This window comes from Pseudomonas cistanchae (assembly GCF_054483635.1).
In genome coordinates this window covers 337,828-357,777 of record NZ_JBTLWN010000001.1, presented here as the reverse complement: position 1 = coordinate 357,777, position 19,950 = coordinate 337,828, and the positions used below count along the sequence as shown (strand labels likewise).

The following is a 19,950-nucleotide window of genomic DNA, read 5'->3' as shown; positions in this document are numbered from 1 at the left end:
GTAGGAGCATCTCTGCGCGGCCATGAGCGCGCCGTATTCTGGTTCGTGGCACAGGCTGGGTACTGTAATCAGCTTGTGTGACAGAAAAGTTACAGCGTTATGACGAAATTAAGCCCGCCTCTCGATCAAGAGGCGGGCTCAGAAGTACTTGGCGTCCCTGCCGGTGAAACCGGTCTTACAGACCCAGTTCCTTCATGGTTTTTTCAACCACTTTGCTCGGCAGCGGGATGTAGCCGTCTTTGACCACGACTTCCTGACCCTGCTTGGACAGCACCAGCTTGATGAACTCGGCATCCAGCGGGCTCAGCGGCTTGTTCGGCGCCTTGTTGACGTAGACGTAGAAGAAGCGAGCCAGCGGGAACTTGCCAGCCAGGGCATTTTCTTCGTTGGCTTCAAAGGCTTCGCCGCCTTTCTTCGACAACGGTACTGCCTTCACGCTGGAAGTCTTGTAACCGATGCCCGAATAACCGATGGCGTTCAGGGTGCTGGAGATCGACTGTACGACCGATGCCGAACCTGGCTGCTCGTTTACGTTCGCCTTGAAGTCGCCTTTGCACAGCGCTTCTTCCTTGAAGTAACCGTAGGTGCCGGATACCGAGTTGCGACCGAACAGCTGAATCGGCTTGGCAGCCCACTCGCCAGTCAGGCCGACGTCGCCCCAGGTTTTGATATCAGTGGCGCCGCCGCACAGACGGGTGCTGGAGAAGATAGCGTCTACCTGCTCGATCGACAGGCTCTTGATCGGGTTGTCCTTGTGCACGAATACCGCGAGGGCGTCGATCGCGACAGGAACGGCAGTCGGCTTGTAGCCGTACTTCTGTTCGAATTCCTGGATTTCGCTGTCCTTCATGGCGCGGCTCATCGGGCCCATGTTGGCAGTGCCTTCAGTCATCGCGGGTGGCGCGGTGGAGGAACCAGCGGCCTGAATCTGGATGTTGACGTTCGGGTAGCTCTTCTTGAATTCTTCCGCCCACAGGGTCATCAAGTTGGCCAGGGAATCGGAACCGACGCTGGACAGGTTGCCCGATACGCCCGAGGTCTTTTCATAGGTCGGCAGAGCCGGGTCGATAGCGGCAACCGCAGTGGCGGTGGCGACGCCAGCGGCGACAAAAGTCATGGCCGCCATCAAACGCTTAAGTTTCATGCCTTGCTCCTAGCAGAATAGTGTTGGATAGAACGGGCCAAGTGTTCAGGCCGCGCAGGAAATGTATGAAAACAATGTGACAGTAAGATGACCGCCGACAAGATCGATGCGCTTGCCTTTTTGCCGATGTGGCAACGCGCCACGGTCGCCCGGCGACCGTTCAGTCGCTATACTCGCAGCGCCCGCAGCCCTGTGGGCTTCGCGCCTACAACAACAACCGCACCGCGAGCTGTAGCCAATGAACGACTTCGAACAGGACGACCCCATCCCGCAAGGCGATCTGGCTTTGCAGATCACCGCGCTTCCCCGCGAAACCAATGGTTTCGGCGATATCTATGGCGGCTGGCTGGTGTCACAGATGGATCTGGCCGGCACGGCCATGGCGAGCAAGGTGGCCGGTGGCCGGGTGGCGACGGTGGCAATCGACCGCATGGCGTTCCTGGTTCCGGTATCGGTCGGCGCCCAGCTTTCGTTCTATACCCAGGCACTGGAAGTGGGTCGCAGCTCGATCCAGATGCTGGTGGAAGTGTGGAGCGACGATCCGCTGTCCAGCGAATGGCGCAAGGTCACCGAGGCGGTCTTCGTGTTCGTCGCCATCGATGGCAGCGGTCGCACGCGGCCGGTACCTGCACGCCGCTAGGCAAAAGACACACAGCAAAACGCCGGCCCATGAGCCGGCGTTTTTGTGTGCGGTTATCAGCCGCGGATGTTGTAGATATCCTTCTCGTTCAGCTCGGCATATTCGTACAGGCGCTGCAGATACGCTTTCTGCTGCTCCCATACCTTGCTCGCCACCGGATCGGCAGCCGCGCTGGCGTCGACCACTTCGGCGGCCACTTCTTTGAGCTTCGCCAGTACGTCGTCGGGCAGGCGGCGCACTTCCACACCTTCTGCCTTCAGTTGTTCCAGGGCTTCCATGTTGCGCGCGTTGTAGTCGTCGAGCATGTCGCCGTTCACATCGCGGGCAGCGGCGCGAACAATCGCCTGCAGGTCGGCCGGCAGGGTTTCCCAGGCCTTGATGTTGACGTCCAGTTCGAAGGTGACGTTCGGCTCCTGCCAGCCAGGGGTGTAGTAGTACTTGGCAGCTTTATGCAGACCCAGGGCCTGATCGTTGTACGGGCCGATCCACTCGGTGGCGTCAATCGCACCGGTTTGCAACGCGGTGAATATCTCGCCAGCAGGCATGTTGACCACGGTGCCGCCCATCTTGGTCAGCACTTCGCCGCCCAGGCCTGGAGTCCGCATCTTCAGACCCTGGAAGTCGGCGACGCCGTTGATTTCCTTGTTGAACCAGCCGGCCGTCTGCACGCCTGTGGCACCACAGGCCATCGGCAGTACGCCGAAGGGTTTGTAGACTTCTTCCCACAGCTGCATGCCACCGCCACGGTGCAACCAGGCGTTCATTTCCTGGGCATTCGGGCCGAATGGCAGCGCGCAGAAGAACTGCGCGGCCGGCACTTTGCCTTTCCAGTAGTAGGGCGCGCCATGGCCCATTTCAGCCGTGCCGCGCGAGACCGCGTCGAACACCTCGAGTGCCGGTACCAGCTCCCCAGCTGCATAGATCTTGATTTTCAGACGGCCATTGCTCATCTCATCGACCAGCTTGGCAAAGCGCTCGGCCCCTACACCGACGCCTGGAAAGTTCTTCGGCCACGAGGTGACCATCTTCCAGTTGAACGTCTGCTCGCTCGCGCCTTCTTCGGACTTGGCAGCGGGTGCCGACTCCTTGTTACAACCGGCCAGCGCGGTTGCGGCCAGACCGACACCCGCGGCAGCCAGGATTTGGCGACGTTTCATAGTTGACTCCTTATTGTTGTTGTTACAGCGTGATGCCGGGATCGCCAGCATTCAGGTAGCTCTGATTAACATAGGCGTCGCCATCCCTCAAGCGAAGCGACTACGCAGTGCCTAAGACTTAAGTAGTCTACGTAGTACTGCCGGTTGCGACCCTTTCAAGCCGCCGCCTAGAATCCGCCGCTGTCTCGCTCATAATAATAAGGACCTTGCCCATGACCGCTCACGCTCCTCCCCTGCTCGGCATCGCCCGGCTGATTGACGCATTCAATGCGCGCTTCGGCCAGCTATGTGCGTGGCTTACACTGTTTCTGGTGTTCGGCACAGCCATCGTGGTGGTCTTGCGCTACGGCTTCGGCATTGGCGCCACCGCCCTCCAGGAAGCCGTTCTCTATGCCCACGCGCTGGTATTCATGGGCGCCGCCGCCTGGGTCCTGCAGCGCAATGGTCACGTCCGCGTCGACATCTTCTATCAGAAGTTCAGCCCACGCCGGCAGACCCTGGTTGACGCCTTAGGCAGCCTGCTGTTTCTCCTGCCGGTATGCCTGTACCTGGGCTGGGCGAGCTGGGACTACGTGGCCAACTCCTGGAGCACGCTGGAGGGTTCAAGCGAGTCGGGCGGTTTGAAGTTCGTCTATCTGCAGAAAAGCATCATTCTGGTGCTGGTGATTACCCTGGTGATGCAAGGCATTTCCGACCTGATCAAGGCGGCGTACTCACTGGCCGGCCGCCTGCCCGAGCAGGAGGTGAAGCATGGCTGAGTTAATGGCGATTCTGCTGTTTATCAGCATCTGCGCGGCCCTGATGGCCGGCTACCCGGTCGCCTTTACCCTGGGCGGCGTATCGCTGGTGTTTGCCGGTATTGGCATCCTCACCGGCACCTTCGATGGCGGCTACCTCAGCGCTCTGCCGAACCGGCTGTTCGGCATCATGAACAACCAGACCATGCTCGCGGTGCCGCTGTTTGTCTTTATGGGCGTGATGCTGGAAAAGTCGCGAGTGGCCGAGGACTTGCTCGAATCGATGTCGCGGCTGTTCGGCACCCTGCGCGGTGGCCTGGCCATCTCGGTGTGCGTGGTCGGTGCACTGCTCGCCGCCAGCACCGGCATCGTCGGCGCCACTGTGGTCACCATGGGCTTGCTGGCGCTGCCGACCATGCTGCGCCGCGGTTACGATCCGGCGATCTCCACCGGCACCCTGGCGGCGACCGGCACGCTGGGCCAGATCATCCCGCCTTCGATCGTGCTGGTGCTTCTCGGTGACGTGATGTCCAGCGCCTATCAGCAGGCGCAATTGAAGATGGGCATCTTCTCGCCAAAGACCGTATCGGTTGGCGACCTGTTCGTCGGTGCGCTGATTCCGGGGTTGATGCTGGTCGGCCTGTATATCCTCTACATCATCGCCGTCGCGGTATTGCAGCCGAAAAAATTGCCAGCGCTGCCGCAAGAAGAACTCGGCCCAATCGAATGGGGCAAGCTGATCTATGCCCTGGTTCCGCCACTGCTGCTGATCGGTGCGGTACTGGGTTCCATTCTCGCCGGCTATGCCACGCCAACCGAAGCCGCGGCCCTCGGCGCGCTGGGGGCCATGCTGCTGGCCGCCTACAAAGGCAAGCTGAACTTCGGCCAACTGCGTGAAGTGGCCTACGGCACCACCGAAATCAGCGCGATGGTATTCCTGATCCTGATCGGCGCCTCGCTGTTTTCCCTGGTGTTCCGCGGCTTCGGCGGCGAAGCGATGATCGAAGACGTCTTCGCTCAGCTGCCCGGCGGCGTGCTCGGCGCCTTCTTCGTCGTGATGCTGGTGATCTTCCTGCTCGGGTTTATCCTCGACTTCATCGAGATCACCTTCGTTGTAGTGCCTATCGTCGGTCCCGTGCTGTTGGCCATGGGTCTCGATCCGGTATGGCTGGGGGTGATGATCGCGCTGAACCTGCAGACCTCGTTCCTGACACCGCCATTTGGCTTTGCGCTGTTCTATCTACGCGGGGTCACGCCCAAGTCGGTGCCCACCAGCACCATCTATAAGGGCGTGGTGCCGTTTATTCTGATTCAGCTGCTTATGCTGGTAATCGCCTACCAGTTCCCCGGCATCATCACGTGGTTGCCGGAACAGGTGTACGGCAAGTAGGCTTCAACGCCTGGCCAAAACGCCCGTCACTTTGACGGGCGTTTTGCATTCAGCCCAGGGAACTGTTCGCCCTGCCGCACTCCAATAGCCTATTCAATTCTGGCGAGAGCATTCAGATGGCCGTATCCACTGTTGACCGTATCCAGCGCGATGACCTGACCTGCTGGCATATCCGCCGAGGTGACGCAGAACTGCTGATCACCGAGCAAGGCGCCCAAGTGCTCAGTTACCGCTGCGGTGAACAGCCGCCGCTGATCTGGCTGAGCGAACAGGCCGCCTATCAACATGGGCAAAGCGTAAGGGGCGGCATTCCGGTGTGCTGGCCCTGGTTTGGTGAGCTGCAACGCAATCCCCTTGCCGTGCAATCGATGCATCAACAGCCGGCCAATGCACCGTTCCATGGTTCGGTGCGGAGTGTGGACTGGCAGTTGCTTGGGATCGACAACCAGAGCGAATACGTCGAACTCCGCTTCGCCTACAACAGCAGCGAGCGGCCGATCATCAGTTGGCCCCACGCGGCCGAGCTCACGCTCAGCGTACGCCTGGACGATCAGCTGCATCTCACGCTCAGCACTCGCAACGTCGACGATACCCCACTGGTGTTCAGCCAGGCGCTGCACAGCTACTTCGCTGTAAGCGATATTCGTCAGGTGGTGGTCGAGGAGCTGCAGGGCTGCCGTTACATCGACACTCTGGAAGACTGGCAACCGCGCCAGCAGCCAGACGCCCTGGGCTTCGCCGGCGAAACCGACCGCATCTACCTCGACGTACCTGCCCAGGTAAGCATTCTCGACCCTGCCTGGCAACGGCGTATCGTGCTGCGTAGCAGCGGCTCGCATTCGGCCATCGTATGGAATCCTTGGATCGACAAGGCCCAGCGCCTGTCGCAGTTCGCTGACGACGCCTGGCAAGACATGCTCTGTATCGAGCACGCGACGGTCATGGACGACATCGTCACCCTCGCGCCGAGTGAACAGTACGACCTCGCCATCAGCATCGGCACCCAGACCGTCTAGAGCATCTCTTCACGTTGATTGCTGGTTTATGGGCCACCGCCCATAAACCGCGCCTCGCGTTGCATATCTCACCCGCGAAAAACCGGTCATGGCGCACACATAGAAGACGCCATAATTCAACTTGTGTGACCTGCCACTAATTTGCCAGTAAGCCATGGCTTACATATATGAATTCCTATTACTTACGAACAAAGCAATAGCGGTTACTTGTGCAGAAGTTCGCATATCCAATGGGAACTATCGTGCCAATTATTAATCGCCTAATGTTCTTCTCTGTTACCTATTTCACACTTTACGAGGTTGCCCACCCTGACTCATGGGTCTAGGATGCCCACCACATAAGGACTTTGCGCAACTTGTTGCACATCGATGTGTGCAACAAGTTGCGCACATTGATCGATTTAAGTACCAGGCCTGATCTGCAGGCTGACTTCTGCGAAGTTGTACGCATACATAAATTGAGTCATGGAATGACCTACTCAAACAAACTCACTGCTCACTATTTAGAGTTGGCCAAAGTTCCTATCAATGAAGGGAATTTTGCCGGCAGCGATGTTCGCTACTCCTCTGAATATGAGGTGCTTGAAACCGAACTGAGCAAAGCCACCGCCCTGCACGAAACCGGCGGTATCGACTGGCAGAAAGTCCGCGAATGCAGCGAAACGCTGCTCAGCGCCCATTCCAAGGACCTGCGGGTCGCCTCCTGGCTGATCTGGGGTCTTTACCAGCGCGAGTCCTTCGCCGGCCTGCAAGCGGGCCTCAGCCTGCTGCACTACCTCTGCCTCAATCACTGGAACGAACTGCACCCGCGCAAAGCACGCACCCGCGCGGCAGCCATCAGCTGGTTGATCCCGCGTCTGGAACAGGCCCTGGCCGAGCATGTGCCGATCGGCGAACAGCTAGCATTGTTCCGCACCCTGGCCGAGCAACTGCGCGCATTGGAAGCCTGCCTGTCTGCCCATCTGGGCGAAGACGCACCGCTGTTGCTGCCACTGTGCCGCCGCCTGGATGAGCTGGTCAGTCGCTCCAGCCAGGGCCAGCCAGAGCCGGGCAGCGTCGGCGCAGCCCTGGCCCAGGTCAAACAGGTCGCCAGCCAGATGCTGTCGCCCGGCGCGGCAGTAGAAAACGAGAAAGACGCCCATAAAAGCCTGCGCAGCCTGCAGGATCACGCCCGCCCTTTGTGTGCCTATTGGCTCAAGCAGAAGGCCAGCGACCTGCGCGCCCTGCGCCTGGCCCGCACCCTGCTCTGGCTACCCATCGACAGCCTGCCGGAACGCAACGCCGAGCAGATCACCGCCCTGCGTGGCCTGCCGGCCGACAAGCTGGCCAGCTATCAGGAGCGTTACCAGCAGGGCCAGTACGCCGACCTGCTGGTCGACCTCGAATCGAGCATCGCCCGCGCGCCGTTCTGGCTCGACGGCCAACACTTGGTCTGGCAATGCCTGCAAGGGCTGGATGCCGAACAGGCGATGCGCGAGGTGGAAATCCAGCTGGCGCTGTTCCTGCAACGGATGAATGGTCTCGAAGAGTTGCGCTTTCACGATGGCAGCGGCTTCGCCGACGCACACACCCGCGCCTGGCTCAGCTCCCACGTCATGCCGCACCTGCAGGCGCCAGCCAGCGAAAGCGCCCCGGCCACCCTTGAAGCAGGCAGCCAGCCTGCCTGGGAAGTCGCGCTGCAGGAAACCCTGCCGAGGCTGCGCAAGGAAGGGCTCAAGGCGGCCGTGCAGCACCTCAAACTGGGCCTGGCCCAGGCCCGCGGCGGCCGCGAACGCTTCTTCTGGCAGCTGACCCTGGCGCGCCTGTGCTTCAGCGCCAAGAAATACGAACTGGCCAAGACCCAACTCGAATCGCTCGACCAGACGCTACAGGCCACCGGCCTCGGCGACTGGGAACCCGATCTCGCCCTGGACGTACTGCGCATGCTGCACAGCTGTTGTGAGCTGTTGCCGCAGAACCACGCAATACGTGAAAGCAAGGAAGAGATCTACCGCAGGTTGTGCCACCTCGATCTTGAAGTGGTACTGGACTAGGCCCTCGGGCCATAACCGTAACGGAGAATGACCATGGCCAAAGAAGGCTCGGTAGCCCCCAAGGAACGCATCAATGTCACTTTCAAACCCGCCACCGGCGGTGCTCAGGAAGAGATCGAACTGCCACTGAAACTGATGGTTCTGGGTGACTTCACCCAGCGCGCCGACGATCGCAAGATCGAAGACCGCAAGCCGATCAGCATCGACAAAAACAGCTTCGACGAAGTGCTGGCCAAGCAGGAACTCAACCTGACCTTCGGCGTACCCAACCGCCTGCAGGATGAGCCAACCGACGATGACCTGGCCGTACAACTGCGCATCAATTCGATGAAGGACTTCAACCCGGCCAACCTGGTCGAGCAAGTGCCCGAATTGAAGAAACTGATGGAGCTGCGTGACGCCCTGGTTGCTCTGAAAGGCCCGCTTGGCAACGCCCCGGCGTTTCGCAAGGCGATCGAAAGCGTACTCGCCGACGATGACTCGCGCGACCGCGTACTTGGCGAACTCGGCCTGGCTGCCCAAGGCAAGCTGGACTCCTGATTCAATTAACAAGGAAGCTAATTCATGAGCACTAGTGCAGCAGTAGAAAGCGGTCGCAGCGCCGCCGAGCTCGGCATTCTCGACCGCATCATTGCCGAGACCAAACTGACTCCGGATGACGAAGCCTATGACATCGCCAAGCGTGGCGTATCGGCTTTCATCGAAGAGTTGCTGAAGCCGCAGAACGAAAACGAGCCGGTGAAAAAGGCCATGGTCGACCGCATGATCGCGGAGATCGACGCCAAGCTCAGCCGGCAGATGGACGAAATCCTCCACAACCCGGAATTCCAGGCCCTGGAATCCTCCTGGCGCGGCCTCAAGTTGCTGGTGGATCGCACCAACTTCCGCGAGAACATCAAGCTAGAGATCATCAACGCCTCCAAGCAGGATCTGCTCGACGACTTCGAAGACAGCCCGGAAATCACCCAGTCCGGCCTGTACAAGCACATCTACACCGCAGAATACGGCCAGTTCGGTGGCCAGCCGGTCGGCGCCCTGATCGCCAACTACTTCTTCGACCCAAGCGCCCCGGACATCAAGACCCTGCAATACGTTGCCAGCGTCGCCACCATGTCCCACGCGCCTTTCATCGCTGCCGCCGGCCCGAAATTCTTCGGCCTGGAAAGCTTCACCGGGTTGCCGGATCTGAAGGATTTGAAGGATCACTTCGAAGGCCCGCAGTTCGCCAAATGGCAGAGCTTCCGTGAGCAGGAAGACGCCCGTTATGTCGGCCTGACCGTACCGCGCTTCCTCCTGCGCAATCCCTACGATCCGGAAGACAACCCGGTCAAGACCTTCGTCTACAAAGAGAACGTCGCCAACAGCCACGAGCATTACCTGTGGGGCAACACCGCCTACACCTTTGCCTCCAAGCTGACCGACAGCTTCGCCAAGTTCCGCTGGTGCCCGAACATCATCGGCCCGCAGAGCGGCGGCGCGGTGGAAGACCTGCCGCTGCACCACTTCGAAAGCATGGGCGAGATCGAAACCAAGATCCCGACCGAAGTGCTGGTCTCCGACCGTCGTGAATACGAACTGGCCGAAGAAGGCTTTATCGCCCTGACCATGCGCAAAGGCAGCGACAACGCCGCGTTCTTCTCCGCCAACTCGGCGCAGAAGCCGAAGTTCTTCGGCATCAGCGAAGAAGGCAAAACGGCTGAACTGAACTACAAGCTCGGCACCCAGCTGCCGTACCTGTTCATCGTCAACCGCCTGGCCCACTACCTGAAAGTGCTGCAGCGCGAGCAGATCGGCGCGTGGAAAGAGCGCACCGACCTCGAACAGGAACTCAACAAGTGGATCCGTCAGTTCGTCGCCGACCAGGAAAACCCGAGCTCCGAAGTCCGTAGCCGTCGTCCGTTGCGCGCCGCCCAAGTCATCGTCAGCGATGTAGAAGGCGAGCCTGGCTGGTACCGCGTCAGCCTCAACGTGCGCCCGCACTTCAAGTACATGGGCGCCGATTTCACCCTGTCGCTCGTCGGCAAGCTGGACAAGGAGTAAGCATCCTTATGGCCGGGTACGGAAGCCTATTCGAACGCCTCAGTGGTGAAGCCAACCAGCGCGCTGGCTGGAGCCGCGAGGTCGCCGCGATGGCATCGGTGGCGACCCACCTGGCCAAAATGCTCAGCACCCGGGCGGGCAGCGTGCAAACGCTGCCCGACTACGGGTTGCCCGATCTCAACGATATGCGCCTGTCGCTGCACGATTCGCTGCAGCAGGCACGTATCGCTATCGAACGCTTTATCGAAGCGTACGAACCGCGTTTAAGCGCGGTGCGAGTGATTTCCCTACCTCGCCACCACGACCCGCTTAGCCTGTCCTTCGCCATCGAAGGCCTGCTGGAAGTCGAAGGTTTCAAACGCCAAGTCAGTTTCTCCGCGCGCCTGGACGGCAGCGGACAGGTCAAGGTCAATTAAGGAGAGCCCATGTCCGGTAAACCCGCCGCCCGTCTCAGCGACCCCACCGCCTGCCCGATTCCCGGCCACGGCAGCAACCCGATCACCGCAGGCTCGCCCGACGTGCTGTTCGACAACCTGCCCGCCGCCCGCATGGGCGATCCAACCGCCTGCGGCAGTGCATTGGCAAGCGCGGTGATTCCCACCGTGCTCATCAACGGCAAGCCCGCGACCGTGCTCGGCACCGTGGGTAGTCATGGCAATCCGGTGATCGCGGGGTCAGGGACGGTGTTGATTGGGACCGCTCACTCGCCTGCTCCATTTATTGAGCCTCTTGGTCTTCCAGGCTTCTTCGACGAGTTCTTTGTCATTCAGGACGATAGCGGGAACCCCATAGCCAACTATGGCTACCGCATAGTGACCGCTTCTGGCGAAGTACATGAAGGCATCACGAACAGTGAAGGCAAAACCACTGTCATCAATACCGGCAAACAGAGTCAGGAGCTGATCATTACATTGCTGCATCCAAACGGTGTCGCTCATGCCTGATGCAGCCCTGAAACGTGCCAACTCCACACCGTCAACCCAACGTACTGGACAAGTCGTCAACCTGAAGCTGGCAAAGCTTGCTCGTTACGAGCTAAACATTCGTTCATTTCATCCAGGCAAGACTTTTGGCTGGAGCGGTTTAAATTTTGAAGGTGATGCCCGTGGTTTTTCTCTGAGAGCAAGTGGTGTCTCTGGAGAAGTTGGGGCAGAGGTCACGTCACGAATCTGGCATCGTTTCAAGGTGGATGCTCTCTCCGGTAAAGCACTTGACGTAGGAACCGAATCGAATGATTCCGGAAAAATTAGCGGCAATCACACTCGATATGATGGAGTTCTAAAGCCCAAGGGCGGTGCTTGGCCAGTTTTAAGAAAGGAAGACGGCCCAGTTACGACACTGCATATCGACGGAGGATATGCAGGTGAGAACCATGCATTTTTTCCGTCTGCTGAATTGAAGGAAAATCTAGGCGTGACATTTGTCCCCAGTCTAGACGTTAGTTACAAGTTCGTTATCACTATTGATCGCGTATCCAAACATATGGATATTGTCACCTACGTGAGTGGTGACGGCTTCCCGAATTGTGAAGCTTTTATTGTCGACCCAGCAGGCACTGCGATTTTTCTGGGTATACATGTACGCAAAGGTGCGGCTTTATTCTCCCTATGGGGAGATAAAAAGTATCCGATGATAGCTTCTGCCATACGAGTCGGCCTCGACGACAATGGTAACTTTAACGGTCTTATTGCAAACGAACTGAAGCGCAGACAACAAAACAAAGAAAAGCTCGAATTCCATCCAATCACTATGTGGAACGAATTTTTTCTAACTCTCGACCCTAGTACCGAGCGATGGATGTGGCCATGGCAAGAGCCTATGCCTGATAAGTCGAGAGCAAATCAATGAGCCTAACTGTTTACAGGTTTTTCCAGATTGCCATTTGGACGCCTGCCGCCCTGCTTGTGTCGCTACCATTACTGGAGTTTATGCTCCGTGGCCCACAAGGCCTTGATGACATTCTCCTAACTTATGGACTTTCATTCGGCATCATCGCTTATCCAGCCTTTGCAATATGGGCAACTAGGTATATCAAAAAAAAATCAGAGACGGCTATCGCGCGTCTTATTTGGTGGGCACCCATTATTTTTATTCCATTCTACGGTGTGCCATGGGTGATCTATGGATTAGCTCACGTTGTGATGGGCGATATGTCTGGCATTGCTATGACCTTGTCATGGATCGCGTTCTTACCCTACATATTTGTAGGTGGCTATGTGTTTGCAGCGGTGTCGTTCGTTATCTACGAGATGTTCTTCAGAACAATTAATTCCGAGCATGAACCTATGCCGGAAACACCAAAATCCATCGTGCATCTGACAAGGGATGCCAAGTTGTTCTCCAATAGATTGGGCCATAAGGACTCAGTCAAAGGCGTAGAAAATTTCTCTTCCTATCCCCGAAAGATTTTCCTCGGCCAGCAAGGCCTATTTGCTTACCACGCAACCTTGATGATTACCGACAGCGAGTTTGAAGACTTTTGTGAACTAGTTAGAAAGATGTTCGCTCAGGCAACGATAAAGCAGGGTATCGAGGCAAACTACTCAAGCGGTGATGGCAGCACCCTACAACTTTCTGTACGCCAAGAGTTCAACGGTTTAATCATCGAATTGATCACCAACTCGAGGACGTTGCTTGAAGAATTGGATACGTTCTTCAACGCGCCACCACCGCCTTGGTTTGCCTTTCCAATGATGGAGCCTATTGAGGCTGCAATGGCTAAGCAAGGCAGTCTCCAATATTGGTGGGAGTTTATCTGGAGCCCTTTTTGGGATTACGCCCCAATTGAAATCAGGGCGGCTTACCTAAGAGACCACAAGGCCAGCCATGAATGGGCAGAGTGTTTGGCTGGACAAGCCACTGGCACCGACTGATCAGGGATTGATAGATGTCTTTTAACCACTACTACCAGAGCGAACTCACCGCCCTGCGCCAGCTCGGCAAGCGCTTTGCCGAGCGCAGCCCGGCGTTGGCGCCGTTTCTTGGGCAGAGCGGGCGCGACCCGGATGTCGAGCGGCTGCTGGAAGGTTTCGCCTTTCTCACTGGGCGCTTGCGGCAGAAGCTCGATGACGAGCTGCCGGAGCTGACCCATTCGCTGATGCACCTGCTGTGGCCGAACTATATGCGTCCGCTGCCAGCGTTCAGCATGTTGCAGTTCGACCCGCTCAAGCGACCGGGCCCGGCCTTGCCGGTGCCGCGCAATACGCCGGTGGAATCCAAACCGATTCAGGGCGTCACCTGCCGCTTCCGCACCGCGTTCGCCACCGAAGTGATGCCGCTGGCATTGAATGCGCTGGACTACTCGGTCAAAGGCGATGGCGCACTGCTCAGCCTGCGCCTGGCAATGAGCGCCGATGGTCATCTTGGTGACCTCGACCTCAAGCAGCTGCGCCTGCACTTGGCTGGCGAACGTTATATCAGTCAGCTGATGTACCTGAGCCTGCTGCGCCACCTCGGCGGCATTCAACTGGTATTGCTTGATGCGGCCGGCAAGCCGCTGCTCGACACCCACGGCCAACCCATCGCCACATTGCAGCTGCCTGCAAGCAGCGTTCAGCCGGTGGGTTTTGCCGAAGACGAGGCGTTAATTCCTTACCCGCTGAATACCTTCCGCGGCTACCGCTACCTGCAGGAATACTTCGCCTTCCAGGACAAATTCCTGTTCGTCGACATTACCGGTCTGGACGCACTCAAGCGCCTGCCGCAGGACCTGCTCAAACAGGCTCGCGGCATCGAGTTGCGCTTCGATATTCAGAAGGCCGGCGTGCAGCGCATCCGCCCGACGCTGGACAACGTGCGCCTGTACTGCACGCCGGTGGTCAATCTGTTCGAACACGATGCGATCCCGATCCGCCTGGACGGCAAGCAGGACCAGTACCTGCTGCTGCCAGCCGAGTTCGATTCGCAGCATTGCGGGGTATTCTCGGTGGACCGGGTCACCGGCTGGAAGCCAGGCGGCAAGGGCTACGAAGAGTACGTACCGTTCGAATCCTTCGAGCACGACCCCAGCTTCGACGTGCCGCTGGCGCGACCGCATTACAGCGTACGCCAACAACCCTCGCTGCTCGGCGATGGCCTGGAGACCTACCTGAGTTTCGGCCTGCGCAACCTTGATCAGCACGAGACGCTGTCCATCGAACTGACCTGCACCAACCAGAACCTGCCGCGCCAGCTCGGCCTTGGCGACATCTGCATGCCCAGCGAGGACACCCCCGAGTTCCTTACCTTCCGCAATATCAGCGCGGTGACGCCGAGCTATGCGCCGCCGCTGCACCGCGACTTTCTGTGGAAGCTGATCAGCAACATGTCGCTGAACTACCTGTCGCTGGCCAACGTCGACGCGCTCAAGGTGATCCTCGAAACCTACGACCTGCCGCGTTACTACGACCAGCACGCGGAGAAGGTCAGCAAACGTCTGCTCGATGGCCTGAAAAGCATCAGCCACCAGCACGTCGACCGCCTGCATCGCGGCCTGCCCGTGCGCGGGGTGCGTACCCAGTTGACGATGAACCCCGAGGGCTATGTAGGCGAGGGCGACCTGTTCCTCTTCGCCTCGGTACTCAATGAATTTTTTGCCCTGTATGCCAGCTTGAACTCGTACCACGAGCTGCGCGTACAGAGCACACAGGGAGAGGTGTACCAATGGACGCCGCGCATGGGGCAACAGCCCCTGCTCTAACCCGGCTGAGCCGGGGCATCCGCGAGTACAGCCTGTTCCAGGGTGTGCAGCTGGTGTTGGAACGCTTGCAGAACGCCCATCCCGAACTGGATGAGGAGACGCTGTATCAACGTCTGGAACTGCAGGCCAACCCAAGCATGGGTTTTCCTGGCAGCGATATTGATCGCGTGCAGTTCTTCGAGGAGCACGGCGAGATGCGCGCGCGCCTGCGCATCAACCTGGTCAGCCTGTTCGGCGCCGGCTCACCGTTGCCGGCGTTCTATGGTGAGCAGGCGTTGGGCGATAGCGAAGACGGCAACCCGACCCGGGATTTTCTCGACCTGTTCAACAACCGCCTGCAACGCCTGTTGCTGCCGACCTGGCAGAAGTACCGCTACCACGCGCGCTTCCAGAGCGGCGCAGCCGACCCGTTCTCCGAGCAGTTGTTCGCCCTGATCGGCCTGGGCGGTGCAACCATTCGCCAGGCCCAGGAACTGAACTGGAAACGCCTGCTGCCGTACCTCGGCCTGCTCAGTTTGCGCGCCCATTCGGCAGCGCTGATCGAGTCGGTGCTGCGCTACTACTTCAAGCACGCCGAGCTGTTTATCGAGCAATGCCTGGAACGTCAGGTGGAAATCCTCGGCGAGCAACGCAACCGCCTGGGCCTGGCCAATAGCCAATTGGGCGAGAGCCTGGTGCTCGGCGAGTTCGTGCGCGACCGCGGCGGCAAGTTCCGCATCCATGTGCGGCAGCTGAACTGGGATCGCTTCCATGAATTCCTGCCAATCGGCAGTGGCTACCAGCCGCTCTGTGCGCTGGTGCGTTTCACCCTGCGCGACCCGCTGGACTACGACATCCGCCTGGAACTGCGCCAGGACGAAATTCGCGAGCTGCGCCTCGGCGCCGACAATCCATGCCTGCTGGGCTGGACCACCTGGCTGGGGCGTGACAACGCCGACGGCGTGGTCACCCTCGGCAGCAAAACTCATTAAGGACTGATGAACATGATCAACGTCGATCTGCAACAACTGGTACAGGCCCTCGACGCCGCCACTAAGAACGATCTGGAAAACGCAGCCGAGCGCTGCGTGGTCCGTGGCGGCAGCAAGATTTTGGTCGAAGACCTGCTGCTCGGTCTGCTCGAGCGCCCGGAAGGGTTGCTCGGCCGCGCCCTGCAGGATGCCGAAGTCGACGCCGGCGAGCTGGCCCAAGCCCTGCAGCCGCGCGGTGAGCATAACGAATCGCGCAATCCGGTGTTCTCCACCGAGCTGGTGCAATGGCTACAGGACGCCCTACTGGTCGCCAATCTGGAACTTGGCCAGAGCCAGGTCGACCAGGCTGCGCTGATCCTCGCCCTGCTGCGTAATCCGATGCGCTATGCCGGCAGCCACTATCAGCCATTGTTGGCCAAGCTGAATGCCGAGCGCCTGCGTGAATTCGCCATGGCCCAGCAGCCGCAGGAAGCCACCGGCAAAGCCGCAGCGGGCGCTGAGTCGAACCTCAAGCGCTTTACCCACAACTTTACCCAGCAAGCGCGCGACGGCAAGCTCGACCCGGTGCTGTGCCGCGACGCGGCGATTCGCCAGATGATCGACATCCTCGCCCGTCGGCGTAAAAGCAACCCGATCGTGGTTGGCGAAGCCGGTGTCGGCAAGACTGCCATCGTCGAAGGCCTGGCCCTGCGCATCGCCGCCGGCGAAGTGCCGGACGCGCTCAAGGGCGTCGAATTGCTGTGCCTGGATCTCGGCCTGCTGCAGGCCGGCGCGAGCGTCAAAGGCGAATTCGAGCGGCGCTTGCAGGGCGTGATCGATGAAGTGAAGGGCTCGCCCAAGCCGATCATCCTGTTTATCGATGAAGCGCACACCCTGATCGGTGCTGGTGGCCAGGCCGGTAGCGGCGACGCGGCCAACCTGCTCAAGCCGGCCCTGGCGCGTGGCGAACTGCGCACCATCGCCGCCACCACCTGGAGCGAATACAAGAAGTACTTCGAGAAGGACCCGGCCTTGGCCCGGCGCTTCCAACCGGTGCAACTGCTCGAACCCACGGTCGGTGAAGCGGTAACCATCCTTCGTGGCCTGGCACCAGTGTATGAAAAAAGCCACGGCATCTACCTGCGTGACGACGCTGTGGTCGCCGCCGCCGAGCTGTCCGCGCGCTATCTAGCCGGCCGCCAATTGCCCGACAAGGCCGTCGATGTACTCGATACCGCTTGTGCCCGGGTGCGCATCAGCCTGGCTGCCGCGCCTGAAGCGCTGGAGCGCTTGCGCGGTGAAATCGCCGAAGGCGAGCGTCAGGGCGAAGCCATGAATCGCGACCTGGAAGCAGGGCTGACTATCGACAACGACGCGCTGCAGACGCTCGAAGCGCGCCTGAGCGAAGCGCGCGCCGAGCTGGAGCAGATCGAAACCCGCTGGGCCATGCAGCGCGACCTGGCCACCCGTCTGCTCGAACTGCGCAAACAATGCGCCAGCGCACGTAGCGCCGAGGGCGATGATGCGGCCGAGGCAAAAGCCGAACTGCCGCAACTGGAAGACCAACTGCGCCAGTTGCAGGTCGAGCTGGCCAGCGCCCAGGCTACTGAGCGCCTGGTCAGTTTCGAAGTCTGCCCGCGCCTGGTGGCTGAAGTGATCAGCCACTGGACCGGCGTGCCGCTGAGCCAGCTGGCCCGCGAACACAACAGCAAGGTGCTGACCTTCGCCAGCGACCTGCGCCAGCGCGTTCGCGGCCAGGAACAAGCCATTGCCGCGCTGGACCGCTCGATGCGCGCCACCGCCGCCGGCCTCAACCGCGCCGATGCGCCGGTCGGCGTGTTCCTGCTGGTCGGCCCCAGCGGGGTCGGCAAGACCGAAACCGCCCTGGCCCTGGCCGACCTGCTGTACGGCGGCGAGCGTTTCCTCACCACCATCAACATGTCCGAGTTCCAGGAAAAGCACACCGTTTCCCGGCTGATCGGCGCGCCGCCCGGCTACGTCGGCTATGGCGAAGGCGGCATGCTCACCGAAGCCGTGCGGCAGAAGCCCTATTCGGTGGTGCTGCTTGATGAAGTGGAAAAAGCCGATCCGGACGTGATGAACGTCTTCTATCAGATCTTCGACAAGGGCGTGGCCAACGACGGCGAAGGCCGCGAGATCAACTTCCGCAACTGCTTGATCCTGATGACCAGCAACCTCGCCAGCGAGCGCATCGCCAGCCTTTGCCAGGGCGGTCAACGGCCGGATGCGGAAACCCTGGAGCAGGCGATTCGCCCGACCCTGTCGCAGCACTTCAAGCCGGCGTTGCTCGGCCGCATGCGCGTGGTGCCGTACTACCCGATCAATGGCGAGGTGCTCAACGAGCTGGTCGGCCTCAAGCTCGCGCGCTTCGGCGAACGCCTGCGACGCCGCCAATTGCAGTTCAGCCATTGCTCGGCGCTGCTGGAAAATCTCGCCGAGCGTTGCAGCCACAGCGACAGCGGCGCACGCCTGATCGACCACCTGATCGACCAGCACCTGCAACCGCTGGTGGTCGACCGCTTGCTCGATGCCATGGCCAGCGGCGACAGCCTGCAGCGCGTGCACGCCACGCTCGACAGCGAAGGGGCGGTGGTCTGTGAGTTCGCTTAACATGCCGCTGCTATTCAGCCAGGTGCCACAACCGCTGCGCTATGCCGAGGCGCTGCTGCAACGCTTCGCCACACTGGCCAGAGCGGTCAATGCTGACGCCCTGCTCGGTGGCCTGGTCGAAGCGGCCGCGCAGCTGTCCGGCAGCGAGTTGAGCCAGCTCTACCTGCTCGACGATTCCCACACGCGCCTGACCCTCAATGCCGAATGGCAGGACGGACTGTTGCAACCGCGTGTGGTCGCCAGCCTGCCTAGTGATTACGACGGCGAGCAGCTGCTGCAGTACTGCCTGTGCCAGAACCAGGTGCTCAGCCTCGAAGAGCTGGACAGCAGCCTGCATCAGATCGGCTTTCTGCCAGACACCAGTCGGGCGTGGCGCAGCCTGCTGTGTCTGCCGCTGCTCGACGAACACAAACGCGTCAACGGCCTGCTGCTGATCGCCAGCCAAACCCGTCGCGAGCTACAGGGTTTCGCAGCCTCGTTCGGCCATCTCGGCAGCTTCGTCATCGCCCAGCTGCACCTGCTGCAACGGCTGCGCTCGCCACGGATCGACCCGCCAACCATCAGCACAATCACCCCCTGTGCCAGCGGCTACGGCCTGATTGGCGACAGCGCGCCAATGCGCAGCGTCTACCAACTGATCGGCAAGGTGCTGCATAACCCGGTCAGCGTATTGCTGGCTGGCGAAACCGGTACCGGCAAAGAACTGGTGGCCCGCGCGATTCACGATTGCGGTGCTCGGCGCAGCAAGGCCTTCGTCGTGCAAAACTGCGCGTCGCTGCCGGAGAACCTGCTGGAAAGCGAACTGTTCGGCTACCGTAAAGGCGCCTTTACCGGTGCCGATCGCGACCATCAGGGCCTGTTCGATGCCGCCCACGGCGGCACGCTGTTCCTCGACGAAATCGGCGATATGCCGCTGACCCTGCAAGCCAAACTGCTGCGCGTGCTGCAGGAAGGCGAAGTGCGGCCGCTGGGCAATACCGAAACGCACAAGGTCGACGTGCGCATTATCGCCGCCACGCACCACAACCTGCGCAGCCTGGTGGAAGAAGGCCGTTTCCGCGAAGACTTGTTCTACCGTCTAGCGCAGTTCCCCATCGAACTGCCGGCCCTGCGCGAACGCGATCAGGACATCCTGACCCTGGCCCGCCACTTCGCCGACAAGGCCAGCGCCTTTCTGCAACGCGACCCTTGCCGCTGGGCCGACAGCACCCTCGACCACCTGGCCGGCTACAGCTTTCCCGGCAACGTGCGCGAACTCAAGGGCGTGGTCGAACGCGCGGTGCTGCTGTGCGAAGGCGGCGAGTTGCTGCCCGAGCATTTCACCCTGCGTCAGGACACCAGCACCGACGACAACGGCATGAACCTGCGCCAACGCATGGAGCGTGTCGAACGCAGCCTGCTGCTCGACTGCCTGCGCAAGAACCGTGGCAACCAGACCAGCGCCGCCTGCGAACTCGGCTTACCGCGTCGCACCCTGCTGTACCGCATGCAGCGGCTGAATATCAGCCCGGCTGACGTGTAAGGCTTAAGGAGA

At 60.1% G+C, this 19,950-nt stretch carries 17 protein-coding genes; 15 read left to right on the top strand and 2 right to left on the bottom strand.

The genetic code is table 11. The features are described 5' to 3' along the window. Positions 1–175 precede the first annotated feature (175 nt). The gene (locus ACX0MV_RS01630) at positions 176–1,144 is read right to left on the bottom strand and encodes a PstS family phosphate ABC transporter substrate-binding protein (RefSeq protein WP_458980749.1); all 969 of its coding nucleotides are present in this window, start codon (positions 1,142–1,144) and stop codon (positions 176–178) included. Between the two features lie 238 nt (positions 1,145–1,382). On the opposite strand from ACX0MV_RS01630, the gene ACX0MV_RS01625 reads away from it, so the two are divergent. Continuing rightward, entirely contained in the window at positions 1,383–1,784 is a 402-nt protein-coding gene (locus tag ACX0MV_RS01625) for an acyl-CoA thioesterase (protein WP_458980748.1), read from the top strand. 56 nt (positions 1,785–1,840) lie between these two features. Here the strand turns inward: ACX0MV_RS01625 and ACX0MV_RS01620 are convergent, their stop codons facing one another. Then, positions 1,841–2,941: a TRAP transporter substrate-binding protein gene (locus tag ACX0MV_RS01620; RefSeq protein ID WP_458980747.1), complete on the bottom strand. Its 1,101-nt coding sequence runs from the start codon at positions 2,939–2,941 to the stop codon at positions 1,841–1,843. Positions 2,942–3,153: 212 nt separating this feature from the next. Here ACX0MV_RS01620 and ACX0MV_RS01615 point away from each other — a divergent pair, with 212 nt between their 5' ends. From ACX0MV_RS01615 to ACX0MV_RS01550, 14 genes are all read left to right on the top strand, one after another. Further along, positions 3,154–3,699, top strand: coding sequence for a TRAP transporter small permease subunit (locus ACX0MV_RS01615; protein ID WP_458980746.1), 546 nt, complete (start codon positions 3,154–3,156; stop codon positions 3,697–3,699). Continuing rightward, positions 3,692–5,068 (top strand): TRAP transporter large permease, encoded by a 1,377-nt coding sequence (locus ACX0MV_RS01610; RefSeq protein WP_458980745.1) that lies wholly within the window; start codon positions 3,692–3,694, stop codon positions 5,066–5,068. Before ACX0MV_RS01615 ends, ACX0MV_RS01610 begins: the two co-directional genes overlap by 8 nt. Positions 5,069–5,184: 116 nt before the next feature. Next, a complete protein-coding gene (locus ACX0MV_RS01605; protein ID WP_458980744.1) occupies positions 5,185–6,084 on the top strand; it encodes a D-hexose-6-phosphate mutarotase in 900 nt (299 codons plus the stop codon). 470 nt (positions 6,085–6,554) lie between these two features. Beyond that, complete coding sequence (tssA, locus tag ACX0MV_RS01600; protein ID WP_458980743.1) at positions 6,555–8,117, top strand: type VI secretion system protein TssA; 1,563 nt, start codon at positions 6,555–6,557, stop codon at positions 8,115–8,117. A gap of 33 nt (positions 8,118–8,150) precedes the next feature. Further along, positions 8,151–8,657, top strand: coding sequence for a type VI secretion system contractile sheath small subunit (tssB, locus tag ACX0MV_RS01595; protein ID WP_458980742.1), 507 nt, complete (start codon positions 8,151–8,153; stop codon positions 8,655–8,657). 24 nt (positions 8,658–8,681) lie between these two features. Beyond that, on the top strand, positions 8,682–10,157 hold the full coding sequence (gene tssC, locus ACX0MV_RS01590; protein ID WP_458980741.1) for a type VI secretion system contractile sheath large subunit: 1,476 nt from the start codon (positions 8,682–8,684) through the stop codon (positions 10,155–10,157). Positions 10,158–10,165: 8 nt separating this feature from the next. Continuing rightward, a complete protein-coding gene (gene tssE, locus ACX0MV_RS01585; protein ID WP_458980740.1) occupies positions 10,166–10,573 on the top strand; it encodes a type VI secretion system baseplate subunit TssE in 408 nt (135 codons plus the stop codon). A 9-nt stretch (positions 10,574–10,582) separates the two neighbouring features. Further along, a complete protein-coding gene (locus tag ACX0MV_RS01580; RefSeq protein ID WP_458980739.1) occupies positions 10,583–11,101 on the top strand; it encodes a PAAR domain-containing protein in 519 nt (172 codons plus the stop codon). Then, entirely contained in the window at positions 11,094–12,005 is a 912-nt protein-coding gene (locus tag ACX0MV_RS01575) for a hypothetical protein (RefSeq protein ID WP_458980738.1), read from the top strand. Before ACX0MV_RS01580 ends, ACX0MV_RS01575 begins: the two co-directional genes overlap by 8 nt. Continuing rightward, entirely contained in the window at positions 12,002–13,030 is a 1,029-nt protein-coding gene (locus tag ACX0MV_RS01570; RefSeq protein WP_458980737.1) for a hypothetical protein, read from the top strand. Before ACX0MV_RS01575 ends, ACX0MV_RS01570 begins: the two co-directional genes overlap by 4 nt. 14 nt (positions 13,031–13,044) lie before the next feature. Next, positions 13,045–14,835, top strand: coding sequence for a type VI secretion system baseplate subunit TssF (gene tssF, locus ACX0MV_RS01565; protein ID WP_458980736.1), 1,791 nt, complete (start codon positions 13,045–13,047; stop codon positions 14,833–14,835). Continuing rightward, positions 14,799–15,806, top strand: coding sequence for a type VI secretion system baseplate subunit TssG (gene tssG, locus ACX0MV_RS01560; protein ID WP_458980735.1), 1,008 nt, complete (start codon positions 14,799–14,801; stop codon positions 15,804–15,806). Before tssF ends, tssG begins: the two co-directional genes overlap by 37 nt. 6 nt (positions 15,807–15,812) lie before the next feature. Further along, a complete protein-coding gene (tssH, locus tag ACX0MV_RS01555; protein ID WP_458980734.1) occupies positions 15,813–18,416 on the top strand; it encodes a type VI secretion system ATPase TssH in 2,604 nt (867 codons plus the stop codon). 1 nt (position 18,417) lies between these two features. After that, the gene (locus tag ACX0MV_RS01550; protein WP_458981736.1) at positions 18,418–19,938 is read left to right on the top strand and encodes a sigma-54-dependent Fis family transcriptional regulator; all 1,521 of its coding nucleotides are present in this window, start codon (positions 18,418–18,420) and stop codon (positions 19,936–19,938) included. The last annotated feature ends 12 nt before the right edge of the window (positions 19,939–19,950 follow it).